The organism is Micromonospora sp. NPDC000207 (genome assembly GCF_040300925.1).
Lineage (GTDB): Bacteria > Actinomycetota > Actinomycetes > Mycobacteriales > Micromonosporaceae > Micromonospora.
Genome location: NZ_JBEPEQ010000132.1, coordinates 1 through 13,818 on the forward strand (window position 1 = coordinate 1; position 13,818 = coordinate 13,818).

10 protein-coding genes and 4 pseudogenes are annotated in these 13,818 nt (G+C 72.1%); 2 read left to right on the plus strand and 12 right to left on the minus strand.

Annotation, left to right across the window (positions count from 1 at the left end; translation table 11 throughout):
• From ABT336_RS23990 to ABT336_RS24025, 8 genes and pseudogenes are all read right to left on the minus strand, one after another.
• Positions 1-511: pseudogene (locus ABT336_RS23990) on the minus strand (hypothetical protein); the annotation flags it as partial.
• 471 nt (positions 512-982) lie between these two features.
• Positions 983-1,690 (minus strand): regulatory protein RecX, encoded by a 708-nt coding sequence (locus ABT336_RS23995; RefSeq protein WP_350899297.1) that lies wholly within the window; start codon positions 1,688-1,690, stop codon positions 983-985.
• A 7-nt stretch (positions 1,691-1,697) separates the two neighbouring features.
• The gene (locus ABT336_RS24000; protein ID WP_502891254.1) at positions 1,698-2,201 is read right to left on the minus strand and encodes a hypothetical protein; all 504 of its coding nucleotides are present in this window, start codon (positions 2,199-2,201) and stop codon (positions 1,698-1,700) included.
• Positions 2,202-2,375: 174 nt separating this feature from the next.
• Positions 2,376-2,927, minus strand: a pseudogene (locus tag ABT336_RS27600) (LAGLIDADG endonuclease); the annotation flags it as partial.
• A gap of 60 nt (positions 2,928-2,987) precedes the next feature.
• Positions 2,988-3,839, minus strand: a pseudogene (recA, locus tag ABT336_RS24010) (recombinase RecA); the annotation flags it as partial.
• Between the two features lie 185 nt (positions 3,840-4,024).
• Positions 4,025-4,225, minus strand: coding sequence for a DUF3046 domain-containing protein (locus ABT336_RS24015; RefSeq protein WP_350899299.1), 201 nt, complete (start codon positions 4,223-4,225; stop codon positions 4,025-4,027).
• A gap of 2 nt (positions 4,226-4,227) precedes the next feature.
• Complete coding sequence (locus ABT336_RS24020; RefSeq protein ID WP_350899301.1) at positions 4,228-5,538, minus strand: MFS transporter; 1,311 nt, start codon at positions 5,536-5,538, stop codon at positions 4,228-4,230.
• Positions 5,539-5,799: 261 nt separating this feature from the next.
• The gene (locus ABT336_RS24025; protein WP_350899303.1) at positions 5,800-7,140 is read right to left on the minus strand and encodes an aminotransferase class I/II-fold pyridoxal phosphate-dependent enzyme; all 1,341 of its coding nucleotides are present in this window, start codon (positions 7,138-7,140) and stop codon (positions 5,800-5,802) included.
• A 38-nt stretch (positions 7,141-7,178) separates the two neighbouring features.
• Here ABT336_RS24025 and ABT336_RS24030 point away from each other — a divergent pair.
• Together ABT336_RS24030 and leuE are read left to right on the plus strand one after the other, a co-directional pair.
• Positions 7,179-7,805 (plus strand): annotated as a pseudogene (locus tag ABT336_RS24030) (pyridoxamine 5'-phosphate oxidase family protein); the annotation flags it as partial.
• 20 nt (positions 7,806-7,825) lie between these two features.
• A complete protein-coding gene (gene leuE / locus ABT336_RS24035) occupies positions 7,826-8,494 on the plus strand; it encodes a leucine efflux protein LeuE (RefSeq protein ID WP_350899305.1) in 669 nt (222 codons plus the stop codon).
• A 9-nt stretch (positions 8,495-8,503) separates the two neighbouring features.
• Here leuE and ABT336_RS24040 read toward each other — a convergent pair whose 3' ends face one another.
• From ABT336_RS24040 to ABT336_RS24055, 4 genes are all read right to left on the minus strand, one after another.
• The gene (locus ABT336_RS24040; protein WP_350899307.1) at positions 8,504-9,439 is read right to left on the minus strand and encodes a sporulation protein; all 936 of its coding nucleotides are present in this window, start codon (positions 9,437-9,439) and stop codon (positions 8,504-8,506) included.
• A 118-nt stretch (positions 9,440-9,557) separates the two neighbouring features.
• Entirely contained in the window at positions 9,558-10,622 is a 1,065-nt protein-coding gene (locus ABT336_RS24045) for a hemolysin family protein (protein ID WP_350899309.1), read from the minus strand.
• 138 nt (positions 10,623-10,760) lie between these two features.
• Positions 10,761-12,119: a hemolysin family protein gene (locus ABT336_RS24050; protein WP_350899311.1), complete on the minus strand. Its 1,359-nt coding sequence runs from the start codon at positions 12,117-12,119 to the stop codon at positions 10,761-10,763.
• Positions 12,120-12,323: 204 nt separating this feature from the next.
• On the minus strand, positions 12,324-13,818 hold a 1,495-nt coding region (locus ABT336_RS24055; RefSeq protein WP_350899313.1), incomplete at its 5' end, for a M20/M25/M40 family metallo-hydrolase.

The following is a 13,818-nucleotide window of genomic DNA, read 5'->3' on the forward strand; positions in this document are numbered from 1 at the left end:
GCGGTCGAGAAAACGGTCGACGATCCGTTGCACCTGCGGCCCGTCGAGCGGGACGTCGTGGGCGTCGGTGTTGCGGGAGAAGGTCTCCTCCGCCTGCCACCTCCCGCTCGCCGCTGCGGCGGGCTGTGGTCCGTAGCTGCTCGGCGTCCGCCTCGGCCTGCTTGTGGGCCCGCTCCAGAATGGTGTCCGCCTCGATCCGGGCGGTGTCGAGCACCCGACCCGCCTCGGCCCGGGCGGCCTTCGCCTCGGCCTTGGCCGCCGCCGCCTCGGCCCGGGCCGCCGACGCCGCCGACTTCGCCACGTCGATCGTGCTGTTGGCCTCGTCTGCAGCGGTCCGCAGGGCCGCCAGGGACTGTTCCTGCCGGTCCTTCTCGGCCACGAACGCCGGGTCCTCGGGGGCGGGGGCCGCCGAGAGTCGGCGGAGAACCCGCATGCCGAACAGCACCGCACCGACCACGACAAGTGTCAGAATCACGACTGTCAGCAGGAGTACGACGTCGACGGCGTTCATTCGGCCGCCTCCGTGGGGCCACCGGTGAACCTCTGCCGCCCAGCCATGGCCGCCTCCCCTGCACGTCGGCGCCGCAGTCGCCGCGCCGGTGGGCACGCCTACTACGGCTCTGGACGCCCGACCGGAGCGCCTGGCCTGGGTGGCTCACCGTCGGTAGCGCCCCGACTGGGGACACCACCGACGGGGGTGCAGTTGTCAGGTCAGCAGCCGACGGCGCGGGCGGCGAAGGGCCGTCCGCGACGAGGAAAAACTGACCAAAGTGTTGCTGTTCCGTTATGCCATCTATGTTGTGCGCTTAGCCTGCACTGGTCGGGCAAATTGAGCTTGTAAGGCGAGGCTAGGTCTCCGAGTGCCCTCCGGTCAAGGAGTCATGATCGAACCCCCCGAACGGAGCGAAGCGGAAGAGTCACTCCGTGCCCACCGAAGGATCGGACATCGCCGGACAGATATGGTGATGTCCGAGGGGGAGACTCAGCCGTCGAGATCGCCCTCGGACTCGGCCAATGCGTCGGCGTCGATCCGGTCGGCGAACTCGGCCGCCTCGGCGCTCTGCGCGGCGAGGGCGTCCTTGACCGCCCGGATCGCCACCCCGGCCGGGTAGCCCTTACGAGCCAACATGCCGACCAGTCGGCGAAAGACCGCATCGGGCTCGCCCCGGACGGTCCGCAGCTTCCGGTCCACCAGCGCCCGAGCCGTCTCCGCCTCGGTCTCCTCGTCGATGGCGTCGAGGGCCGGGGCGGCCACCTCCTGGTCCACCCCGCGTTGGCGAAGCTCGTTGGCGAGCGCCCGACGCGCCAGCCCCCGACCCGAGTGTCGGCTCGACACCCAGGCCCGGGCGAAGGCGGCGTCGTCGACCATGCCGACCTCGTCGTACCGGTCGAGGACCTCGGCAGCGACCTCCTCGGAGATCCCCCGTCGGGTCAACGCGGTCGCCAGCTCCGCCCGGGTGCGCGGCCGGGCGGAGAGCTGACGCAGGCAGATCTCCCGGGCCAGCTCCGCCTCCCGGCGGGCCGCCTCGGCGGGACTCGGAGGTGGGGCCTCGGCCGCTCCCTGGGTCGGGTCGTCGTGGTCCCCGTCGGAGCCGACACGTCGACCCCGACGGGGGCGGGGGGTGGCATCGCCCGCGCGGGAAGGACCGGCATCCCAGCCCCGCCCCGTGCGGGCACGTCGTCCTGCCACCCGCCGATCAGAAGTCGACCGGCGGCAGCTCCGGGCCACCGGTGGCGTCGGCACCAGCGGCCGTCCCCACGCCGAGCTTCTCCAGGATCTTCTTCTCGATCTCGGCGGCCACGTCCGGGTTCTCCCGGAGGAACTCCCGAGCCTTCTCCTTGCCCTGGCCGAGCTGGTCGCCGTCGTAGGTGTACCAGGCCCCGGACTTGCGGATGATCGCCTGCTCGACACCGACGTCGATCAGCGACCCCTCCCGGGAGATGCCCTTGCCGTACATGATGTCGAACTCGGCCTGCTTGAACGGCGCGGAGACCTTGTTCTTCACGACCTTGACCCGGGTCCGGTTACCGACCACGTCGGTGCCGTCCTTGAGGCTCTCGATGCGACGCACGTCGAGCCGGACCGAGGCGTAGAACTTCAACGCCCGACCACCGGTGGTCGTCTCGGGACTGTTGTGCACCATGACGCCGTCGACGAAGTAGTTGTGGTTTCCCTCGACCTCGATGTCGAACCGGTTCATCGAGCGGGTCCTGGGCTTGACGTGCACGTCGATGATCCGGGCCGGAACCGGGGTGAGCTCGGCGGAGACGAACTGCGGTTCGACAGTGCACCGGCCACGGAACCGGGGCAGGAGCTTCGACTCCATCGCCGCCGGCACGTAGTCGGCGACCAACGAGTGGAACCTTGCCGACGCCTCGGTGGTGAACAGGACCGAGGCGGTGCCCCGAGCGCCACGGGAGGCGAGCTCGACGTCCAGGTCGTACGTGTGTCGAAGGTGCTCGACCAGCCGGATCCGGCTGCCCTCGGCCATCGCCTCGACGCAGATCTCGATCCGCCCGGTACCACCCTCGGTGCGTTGCTGAAGGCCCTTGGACCGAACGGTGAAGCCGCCGTCGTCCATGTACCACACCGCGAGGGCCAGCGGGGTCAACGCCTTGAGGAAGTCCCAGCTGAGGTGCTTCTTGCCGTCGCCCAGATAGATTGCCCGACGCAGTTCGGCAAGCTCCGGTAGCGGAGTGAAGTCGACGAAGGCGGCACCTCGCGAGTCGGTACGCCGGGAATGGGTGATGTTCCCGAGCAGGGCCACCTTCCAGTCGAGGTAGTCGACCTGGGCGGCACCGTGTCCGAGACGGAACCGGACCCCGTTACGGTCGTCGCGGTTGGGAGAGAGGGCACCGTCCCCCATCACCGAACCGAGCACCACCTGCCACTGCTGCTCGCTGAGCCGGCGCGACTCGGCCAGCATCACCCGGTCACCGGCGATGAGCTCCCCGGCCTCTCGCCACCCACCCGGAGTGCGGACCAGGTGGTTGGGGGTGGCAGCGAACTGGGCCCGCCCATTGCCGCCCGACTTCGCCACGGTGAACTGGAGGAACTGCTCCGCCGGGCCGTTGTTGAACCAGTTGGTGATCCGCTTGGGCTCGACCCGGTCGGTCTCCGGGTCGTACGAGAGGACCTCGACGTCCATCCGCTGGTTGACGATCTTGCCGATCTTCTCCTGCGTGCCGTCCGCCAGGGTGACCCGGGTCGAGTACGACATGCAGCCGAACATGACACCGATCTTCTCGCGGAGCTGGTTGATGAAGATCGCTGTGGTGCCGGTGTTGTTGAGCACGCCGGTGATCTTGCGCAGCGCCTGACTCATCAGCCGGGCCTGGAGGCCGACGTGACTGTCGCCCATCTCACCCTCGATCTCGGCACGCGGCACCAGGGCGGCGACCGAGTCGATCACGATGATGTCGAGCGCACCGGAGCGGACCAGCATGTCCACGATCTCCAGCGCCTGCTCACCGGTGTCCGGCTGGGAGACCAGCAGGGCGTCGGTGTCGACGCCGAGGGCCTTGGCGTACTCCGGGTCGAGGGCGTGCTCGGCGTCGACGAAGGCGGCGATCCCGCCGTTGCGCTGGGCGTTGGCCACCGCGTGCAGGGCCACCGTCGTCTTACCGCTGGACTCCGGGCCGTAGACCTCGACCACCCGCCCCCGGGGCAGCCCACCGACCCCCAGCGCCACGTCGAGGGCGATGGAACCGGTCGGGATGATCGCGGTCTGGATGACCGGCCGCTCCCCCAGCCGCATCACCGAACCCTTGCCGAACTGCTTGTCGATCTGAGCGAGAGCAAGGTCGAGTGCCTTCTCCCGGTCAGGCCCTGCCGCCATGGTTGCCACCCCTGCCTTCGCCGGCGTCTTTCCTGAGCTTCTCGTCACGCGGGACACGCTAGGCGCTGGGTCCGACAGAAAACCAGCCGACGGGCCGCGACCTGTGGACAAGCACCCCGCTGTGGACAATAGCCGAACAGGTGTACGACTGGGCAAGTGACACGCTGGGCGATCGAATGCGCTGCTCAGCGTAGGCGGGCGGGGACCCGGTCGGGATAGGCGGCACAGACCGCACGCCACACGACGTGGGTCTGCTCACCGGCCGCGAGCGCCTGTTCGACTGTCCGCCCGTCGAGCTGGGACAGCACCTGGTCGGCGGCGATACTGGCCGCGTACCCCGGGCCGAAGGCCTCCTCGAGCCGCGTCCAGAAGTCGGTCAGCCGCACTGTCACTCCCCCTCGTCCGGCGCGTCGCTGTCGGCCCGGTACGGAACCGGCGGCACCGGCCGCAACGCTAGCGCCACCAGTGGCCCCACCGCGACCGCCGCGAGCAGGGTCAGGACCGGATATCCCGCCACCTGCATGACGAACCCGCTGACCGCGCCGGCCGACGCCCCGGCCAGCCCCATGATCAGGTCGGACAGCCCCTGGACGGTCGGGCGGACCGGCACCGGGACCGACTCCGACAACAGTGTGGAACCCGCCACCATCGTCGCCGACCAACCCAGCCCCAGCAGGACCAGACCGGCGGTGAGCCGGAAGGTGTCGTGTCCGGCCGTACCGGCCACCGCACAGGCGGCCAGCAGCAGCCCGGCCCCGCCGAGCACCACCGCACGTCGGCCGAGCCGGTCGGTGAGCCATCCCACCACCGGGGCCAGGGCGTACATGCCGGCGATGTGCAGGCTCAGCACCAGACCCACCACCGGCAGGACGTCGACGTCGTGGTGTGCCTCGTGCAGGCGTACCGGGGTCATCACCATCACCGCGACCATCACCAGGTGACCGACGGCCACCGCGGCGATCCCGAGCCGGGCGGCGGGTCGCTCCCGCACCACCGACCAGGCCTCCCGGAGCCCGCGCGGCGGCCGGGCCGCCGGGTCGACTGTGCCGGGGTCGGCCAGTCGGCGCGCGGTGAGCAGCGGGTCGGGCCGCAGGAACAGCAGGAGCACCCCGGCGGCCAGGACGAAGGCGGCGGCGCTGAACGCGAACGGCCCCGACAGTGCGGGCAGCCCCCACCCGACGGTGACCCGGTCGGCCACGGCGGCGAAGTTGGGGGCCGCCACCGCGCCGAGGGTGGTGGCCCAGACCACCAGGGACAGTTGCCGTCCCCGACGCGCCGGCTCGGCCAGGTCCACTGCGGCGTAGCGGGCCTGGAGGTTCGCCGCGCTCCCCCCGCCGAACAGCAGCATGCCGAGGAAGAGCAGGGGCACCGACCGGGTGGTCGCGGCCAGCACTGTCAGGACCCCACCGACCGCCCCGACCAGGTACGCCAGGACCAGGCCGGGGCGCCGCCCGTACCCGGTCATCAGGCGGGTGACGGGGACGGCGAGCAACGCGGCACCCACCACCGCCGCGCTCTGGGCGACCCCGGACACCGCGGTGCCGGCGATGTCGGTGGCGAGCAACGCCCCGACCGCGACCCCGATGGTCACCCCCACCCCACCGACGACCTGGGTGAGGAAGAGCAACCGGACGGTACGGCGCTGGATCGCCGCGACCGTCGTCCGGTCGCGGGGCGGCACGGCCTGCCTGGTGGTCATCGCGGCTCCCGGGGTACGCCGGACGGGCCGGTCGGCGACGGCCCCTGTGCCCCCACGGTAGAGAGGAGCGCCTCCACACCCCGCACCGGCGGCTACGTCAGTCGGCGGGACTCCGGTCCCGGAGATCGTCGTCGCGCTCGGTGCCACCGCCGCCGAAGCCCTGCTCGGCCTGGATCTTGGACAGTTTCTGTGCGCTGCTGACTGTCCTGCTGACAGCAACTGTCCAAGATCCAGTTCCCCGAGCGAGGCCGTACGGGATGGTCAGGCGGTGAGGCCGGTACGGGGGGAGGGGTGCAGGGCACGGGACATCGCGGCGGCCAGGGGGGCGATGTCGGCGTCGGCGAGGGTGCTGACGGTGACCCGGACGGCGGGTGGGGCGGCGAGCCGGAACGGGGCACCGGGCGCCAGCGACCAGCCGGCGTCGCGCAGGGCGGTCACCGCGGCGGTCTCGTCGGGCACCGGCAGCCAGACGTTGATCCCGCTGCGGCCGTGGGCGGTCAGCCCGTGGTCGGCGAGGGCGGACAGCAGGGCGTTGCGCCGACGTTCGTAGTCGACACCGGCCCGGTCGACCAGGTCGGTGGTGCCCGGGTCCCGCCACAGTGACAGGACCAGGCGTTGCAGGACGGTGGAGACCCATCCGGCGCCGACCCGGGACCGCCCGGCGACCCGGGCCACCGTCGTGTCGTCTCCGGTGAGGACCGCCAGGCGCAGGTCGGGGCCGTACGGCTTGCTCACGGAGCGGACGAAGGCCCACGACCCGGTCGCCCCGACGAGTGGGTGCAGCGGTACCCGGGCCAGTTCGGCGGCGTGGTCGTCCTCGACGAGGAGCAGGTCGGGCCGGTCGGCGAGGAGGGCGCGCAGGGTCCGGGCCCGGTCGGCGGAGACGGCGGCGCCGGTGGGGTTCTGCGCCCGGCTGGTCACGATCAGCGCCCGGGCCCCGGCGGCGAGGGCGGCGCGTACCCCGGCCTCGGTGGGGCCGTCGTCGTCGACGGGGACCCCGATCGGGCGTAACCCGAGGGCGGCGACCAGGTCGAGGAGGTTGGCCCAGCCGGGGTCCTCCACGGCGACCGGGTCACCGTGGCGCAGGTGGGCGTCGAGGACGCGTTCGATGCCGTCCAGGGCACCGCCGGTGAGGGTGATCTCCCCGACCGGTACGCCGTCGGCGGCGAGTCGTCGACGGGCGGCGTCGGCCAGTTCCGGCAGGGTTCCGGCGTCGGCGTACCCGATGGTGGGGGTCTTCGCGGCGGCGAGGGCGGCCAGGTGCGGACCCAGCTGTGGCAGGAGCGTGGCGTCGGGTTCCCCGGCGGAGAGGTCCCGGGTGCCGGGGGCGGGGGGTGGGCGCAGCGCGGACCTCCCGACGGTGACAGTCGGGCGGGCTCGGACCCGGGTGCCGTGGCGACCGGCGGTGGCGACCAGCCCCCGCTGGCGGAGGTCCTGGTAGGCCCGGGCGACGGTGGCCGGGCTGACGGCCAGGTCGACGGCGAGGGTACGGACCGCAGGCAGCGCCGCGTCGGCGGGGAGCGCTCCGGTCCGGATGCCCGATTCGATGCTGGCTGAAATCTCGACGGCGGTGGACCCGGTGACCTGATAGCGTGCTGACACAATTGAGAGATTGTACTAGAACAAAGAGGATCCGTCACGTGTACCCACCGACCCCCCGCACCACCTCCACCCGGGCCCGACAGCGGATGGACTACGACCGGGACGCCGCCCACGCGGTCCTCGACGAGGCGTACCACTGCACGCTCGGGTTCGTCGTCGACGGGGAGCCCCGGCTCCTGCCCACCCTGCACGTCCGGGTCGGCGACACCCTCTACCTGCACGGCTCCACCGGAAGTCGGCCCCTGCTGGCCGCCCGATCCCCCGACGGACTGGCAGTCTGCGTCTCGGTCACCCTCCTCGACGCGCTCGTCTATGCCCGCTCCCAGTTCCACCACAGCGCCAACTACCGCTCGGTGGTCGCGCACGGGACCGCCCACCTGGTCACCGACGAGCAGACAAAGACCGAGGTCCTCACCGCCCTGGTGGACAAGTTCGGCCCCGGCCGCGCCGCCGACGCCCGACCGCCCAGCCGACGGGAACTGGCCGAGACCGCCGTCCTGGAACTGCCGCTGCGGGAGGTGTCGACAAGGGTCCGCAGCGGCGGGGTCGGCGACGACGAGGCAGACCTCGCCCTGCCGCACTGGGCCGGGGTCGTCCCGGTCCGGCTCACCCCCGGGCCACCCGAACCGGACGCCGGGGTGAGCGCCCCGACCCCCGCCTACCTACCCGGTACGGGCACCGGGCGATGATCTCCCCCGTGCTGGGAATCACCGACCTCTGGACGTACGTGCTGGGCACCGTGGCGATCGTGCTGCTACCCGGGCCGAACTCCCTCTTCGTGCTCTCCACCGCCGCCCGTCGCGGGATACGGGTCGGCTACCGGGCCGCCGGTGGGGTCTTCCTCGGCGACGGGGTGCTGATGGTCCTCTCCGCCGCCGGGGTGGCCTCGCTGCTCAAGGCGTACCCACCGCTCTTCCTGGTGATCAAGTACGCGGGTGCTGCGTACCTCGGCTACGTCGGGTTGACCATGCTCCTCGGCGCCTGGCGGCGCTGGCGGACCCGGCACGACCCGGACACCCCGCGTCTGATCGACGCCGCCGAACCGGAAGCGGTACGCAGTCCGTTCCGCAAGGCGCTGGTGATCAGCCTGCTCAACCCGAAGGCGATCCTGTTCTTCGTGTCGTTCTTCATCCAGTTCGTCGACCCGACCTACCCCTGGCCGGCGCTGTCGTTCCTGCTGCTCGGGCTGATCGCCCAGGTGACGAGCGCCGTCTACCTCAGCATGCTGATCTTCGCCGGGACCTTCCTGGCCGCGCAGTTCGCCAGCCGACGACGACTGGCCGCCGGGGCCACCACCGGGGTCGCCGCCCTGTTCCTCGGCTTCAGCGTCAAGCTGGCCACCGCCGCCGGCTGACAGCCACCCTCAGGTACCGTCACCGCCCCCACCACCCCCGCCGATGCCGGTCCCGCCCCCGGTGCCGCCCAGCCCCATCCCGGGCGGCACCGGACGGTCCGGCGGACGACTCACGTGCGCCGACTCGGTGACCTGCGCCGACCAGTCCGCGTGCGCCGCCATCGCGGCGTGCCGGTTGATCGTCGAGCGCAGCCACCCGTCCACCACCGCCGGCCAGTCCTGCTGGTCCGCCCCAACGTGCCAGACCCGGAACCGGCTGATGCTCTGATGGGTGGCACCGGCCAGGGCCAACCTGCGGTCCACCCAGAGGATCACCTCCAGCCCCACCGGGTCGGCCACGAAGGTCACCTCCAACTCGGTGATCGGACCGGCGTACAGCGGTCCCACCCAGTAGCCGAGCCGCTGGTGCACGCCGAGCGTCTGCTCCACCCCGGGCAGCCGCCCCAGTTGCAGGGCCGCCTGACGCATCACGAAACCCAGCGTGTCCAGAGTGGCCAGGACGTGCTGCTGGACCGGAAGCGGATGGACGAACACCGGGACCGACGTGCTCCGGCCCGCCCCCGGATCCGCACCGACCGCCACCTCGGTACGCAACGCGGTGCGCAACCCCATCACCGGCACCCCGCCGAAGATGGTCACCGGGGTCTCCCAGGGCAGCGGCAACGCGAAGTCGACAGCCCGACGTCGTCCGGCCGGGACCACGAACGGGCCGGCGATCGACGTCTGGTGGAACTCGACCAGGCGGGGCCCCCGGCCCGGATCGTCCGGCTCCGCCTGGGCGACCAGGCCGAGCCCGATGTGCCGGACGGCAACGTCCCGGTCACCGGCGGAAAGCGTCACCCGCCCCGGAAACCGCAGCCCCGGACGGGTGCTCGGGCTGACCACAGTGGTCCGGACCCCCAGCCCCGGCCAACCCGACTCCGGTGACACCCCCGTCAACCGCACCGCCGTCGCTCCCGTCGCCAGCCGCCCCCGCGGCACCGACAAACCGACCCCGACCCCCGTCGCGGTACTCGTCCCCCGTGTCCGGTCCCCCTCGGGAACCGGACACGGGGAACCCGTCTCAGCGCATCCGCCGCCCGCGCGGCACCGAGTCGGTCTCGTCGTCGAACTCGCCGATGACCTCCTCCAGCAGGTCCTCCAACGCGACGAACCCGATCGGCCGGGTCGGCCCGCCACCGTTGCGGACCAGCGCCAACTGGGCCTGCCGACCCCGCATCGCCGCCACCGCCTGGTTGACAGTCGAATCGGCCGGCAGGGTGAAGGCGCTGCTCATCAACTCACCGGCGGTGGCACCACGACCGGTGGTGACGGCGCGTACCGCCTCCCGGACGTGGACCAGGCCGACCACCTCGCCGCCCGGATCCACCACCGCCAGTCGGGACCGGCCGCTGTCCCGACTGACCTGCTCGATCCGGTCCGCCGGGTCGTCACGACGGACCGTGACGATCTGGTCGAAGGGTTCCATCACGTTGGCCACCGTCGTGCGTTGCAGCTCCAACATGCTCGTCAACAACTGGTGCTGCTCCGCGCCGAGCAACCCGTGCTCCCGGGACTGCTCCAGCAGGATGCGCAGCTCACTCGGCCCGTGCACCTGCGCCAACTGGTCCTGCGGATGCACCCTGACCAGCCGCAGCATCGCGTTGGCCCACGAGTTCAGCACCGACAGGACCGGTCGCGCCACCCGGGCGAAGGCCCGGAACGGCAGGGCCAACAGCAGCGCCGAACGCTCCGGATGGGTGATCGCCCACGACTTCGGTGCCATCTCGCCGACCACCAGGTGCAGGAAGGTGACCAGGCTCAGCGCGAACACCAACGCGACGATGTGACTCGCCGTGTCGGGCAGCCCCGCCGCGTGCAGCAGCGGACCGATCAGCCGCTCGATCGCCGGCTCGGCCAACGCACCCAACCCCAGGGTGCACAGGGTGATGCCGAGCTGCGCACCGGCCAACATCAGCGACAGCTCACGGACCCCGTCGATGGCCGCCCGGGCCCGGCGTCCCCCGGTCCCGGCGAGCTGCTCCAACCGGTACCGCTTCGCGGCCACCAGGGCGAACTCCGCCGCCACGAAGAACCCGTTGAGGGCAAGCAGCACCACCGAGACAGTGAGCGCGATCCCCGGACTCATGCCGTCACCTCACTACGTTCGGCACCGACATGGACCACGACAACGATGACTCGCTCGCACCACTCGCTCACGCCGCCACCTCACTGCGTTCGGCACCGACATGGACCACGACAACGACGACTCGCTCGCACCACTCGCTCACGCCGCCACCTCACTGCGTTCCTCGGGGGCGGCGACGCGGATGCGGACCGAGTCGGCGACGTGTCTGTCGACGGCCAGCACCTCGACCAGGGCGGTGGGCACCGTCCTGAACTCCTCGCCGTCGGCCGGCAGGACGATCTCCAGGCGGTCACCGACCTCGGGCACCCGACCGAGTTCCCGCATGACCAGGCCGGAGAGGGTGTCGTACTCGGGGGCCTCGGGCAGGGCGATACCGGTGCTGTCGGCGACCTCGTCGATCCGCCAGCGGGCCGGCACCACCCAGGATCCGTCCTCCTGGCGTGCGGGGGCCCGCTCCGGGAGGTCGTCCTCGTCGAGGATCGGGCCCACCAGCTCTTCGGCCAGGTCCTCCAGCGTGATCACGCCGGCGAACCCGCCGTACTCGTCGACCACGCAGGCGAGCTGACGGTGTCCGGACCGGAGCCGGTCCAGGACCGTCGGCAGCGGGAGCGTCTCCGGCACCAGCAGCGGCGGTACGGCCACCGCGCTGACCGGAGTGCTGCCCCGCTGCGCCGGTGGCACGCCGAGCACGTCGGCGATCCCGACCACGCCGACCACGTCGTCGACCCCTTCGGCTCCGCGCACCGGGAACCGGGAGTGGCCGGTGTCGAGCAGCTCGACGATCCGGCTGACCGGCTCGTCGGCGCGGATGGTGTGCACGTCGACCCGGGGCACCATCGCCTCCCCGGCGGTCAGCTGACGGAAGTCCAGCCCCCGGTCGAGAAGGTCGGACATCTCCGCGTCGAGGTGCCCCTCCTCCCGGGACTCCGCGATGATCTGTTCGAGGTCCTCGGGGGTCGCGCCGGTGGGCAGCTCCTCGATCGGCTCGATCCCGACCCGGCGCAGCAGGCGTACGGCGGCCCGGTCGAAGAGCTTGATCAGCGGACCGGCCACCTTCAGGTAGATCAGGGTGGACCGGGACAGCGCGCGGGCCAACGGCTCGGGGCGGGCGATGGCCAGGTTCTTCGGGGCCAGCTCGCCGAGGACCATCTGCACGGCGGTGGCGATGACCAGGGCGAGCAGGATTGACAGGGGAAGCGTGACGGCCTGGGAGACGCCCGCCCCGCCGAGCAGTTGGGCGAGCCCGGCACCCAGGTACGGCTCGGCGACGTAACCGACCAGCAGGGTGGTCACCGTGATGCCGAGCTGGGCGCCGGAGAGCATGAACGACAGGCGGCTGGTGACCTCCAGGGCCCGGGCGGCGGCCTGGTCGCCGGAGTCGGCGAGCTGCTTGAGCTTGCCCCGGTCGACGGCGACGTAGCCGAACTCCTGGGCCACGAAGTAGCCGGTCGCGACGGTGAGAACGATGATCAGGACGAGTCCGACGAGGGTCAGCACGGGGAACTCACGGCGGCCGTGGACGTCGTCGGCAGGGGGGAACGCCGGGCGGAGCCCGGCTCGCTACTGCTGCCCTCCTGGGCAGAAGAGTCGGTCATGCCTGACATTTTATCGGCGTGGACCCCGCTTCCGCTGGGGGTGGCCACACCGGGTCCGACGCCGTCACCACCCCGGGTGACGGGCGCCGGACCCGGATCGGTCGGGTCAGCTCTGCACGATCCGGACGTCGTCCACGGCGGCCTCGACCAGGCTGGCCGCGCCCGCGTCGGCGGCGTCGACGACGACGCGTACGGTCTGGCCCCGCAGGGCCGAGACGTCGGCGGTGACCGACTGCCAGGCCGCCGCCCGGTTGGTCGCCGCACCGGTGACGGTGAGGGCGGTGACGGTGCTCGTGCCGACCACCCGTACCCGCAGGTAGTCGGCGGTGTCGGCGTTGTCGAGGTGGGCCAGGTAGGCGGAGAGGGACAGGGTCAGCGTCCCGGTGGCCGGGAGGGTGACCGGCGGGGACTGGATGGTGCTGACCCCGCCGTCGAGGTCGTTGGCTCCGGCGCTGGCCCCGGCCGCCGCCCCGGTCACCAGGGCGTTACTTGCGGCGGCCGCGGGGAGTTGGGTGGTCACCCCGCCGCTGCTGGTGGTGGCGGGGACGCCCCGCTCCCAGCGGCCGGCGGTGGCGGTGTCGGTACCGGCCGGGTTCACGGTCCACCCGGTGGCGGTCTCGAATCCGTCGGCGAAGACAGTGCTGCCGGCCGGCGGGGCGGCCCCGGCCAGGGCCCAGACGGTGTGCGCGATGGCGTCGGCGTTGCGGTCCAGGGCGGTGGCGTTGACGTTGATCAGGGTGTCGCAGGCCCGGTGGTAGCACGGGTCGAAGGCCGCCCCGGCGGTGCCGCCCCAGAGTGCGGCCTGGGCGCTGGTCTTGGTGCCCTCGGCGCCGGTGAAGGTGCCGCCGGCCGGGATGCCCGCACTGATGAACGGCCCGTAGTCGCTGCGTCCGTCGAAGTCGGTCCCCCGGGTCGTCACCCCGATGGAGGTGAAGTACCCCTGGATGGTTTGCTCGATCTGGGCCGAGCCGGCCGGGCCGGGCCCGGCCCCCACCCCGTCGGAGTTGTCCCCGTCGTACACGAAGTAGCCGGGGTTCGGCGAGCCGATCATGTCGAAGTTCAGGTACGCCTTGATCTTCGTCCGCTCGCTGGTCGGCAGGTTGGTGACGTGGTGCCGGGAGCCGCGAAGCCCCAACTCCTCCGCACCCCACCAGGCGAACCGCAGGTGCCGGTCCGGGGTGAACCCGGTCCGCGCCACGGCCAGGGCGACCTCCAGGACGGCAGCGGACCCGGTGGCGTTGTCGTTGATTCCCGGCCCGGCGGCGGTGCTGTCCAGGTGCGCCCCGGTCATCACCACCGCGTTCGGGTCCCCGCCGGGCCAGTCGGCGATCAGGTTGTAGCCGGTGGCGCCGTTGTAGGTGAACGACTGCACGGAGGTGGTGAACCCGACCGCGTCGAGCCTGCCCCGGACGTAGTTGACCGAGGCGAGGTAGCCGGGCCGCCCGTGCGCCCGGTTGCCGCCGTTGGCGTTGGCGATGGCCAGGAACTGGTTCAGGTGGGCCTGCACGTTCGCCACCGGGACGTCCGGGGCGGCCAGCGCCACGGGGGCCGCCACCGGGGCAGTCCCGGGGGCGGCCGCTGCGGGGGCGGCGGTGGCGCTC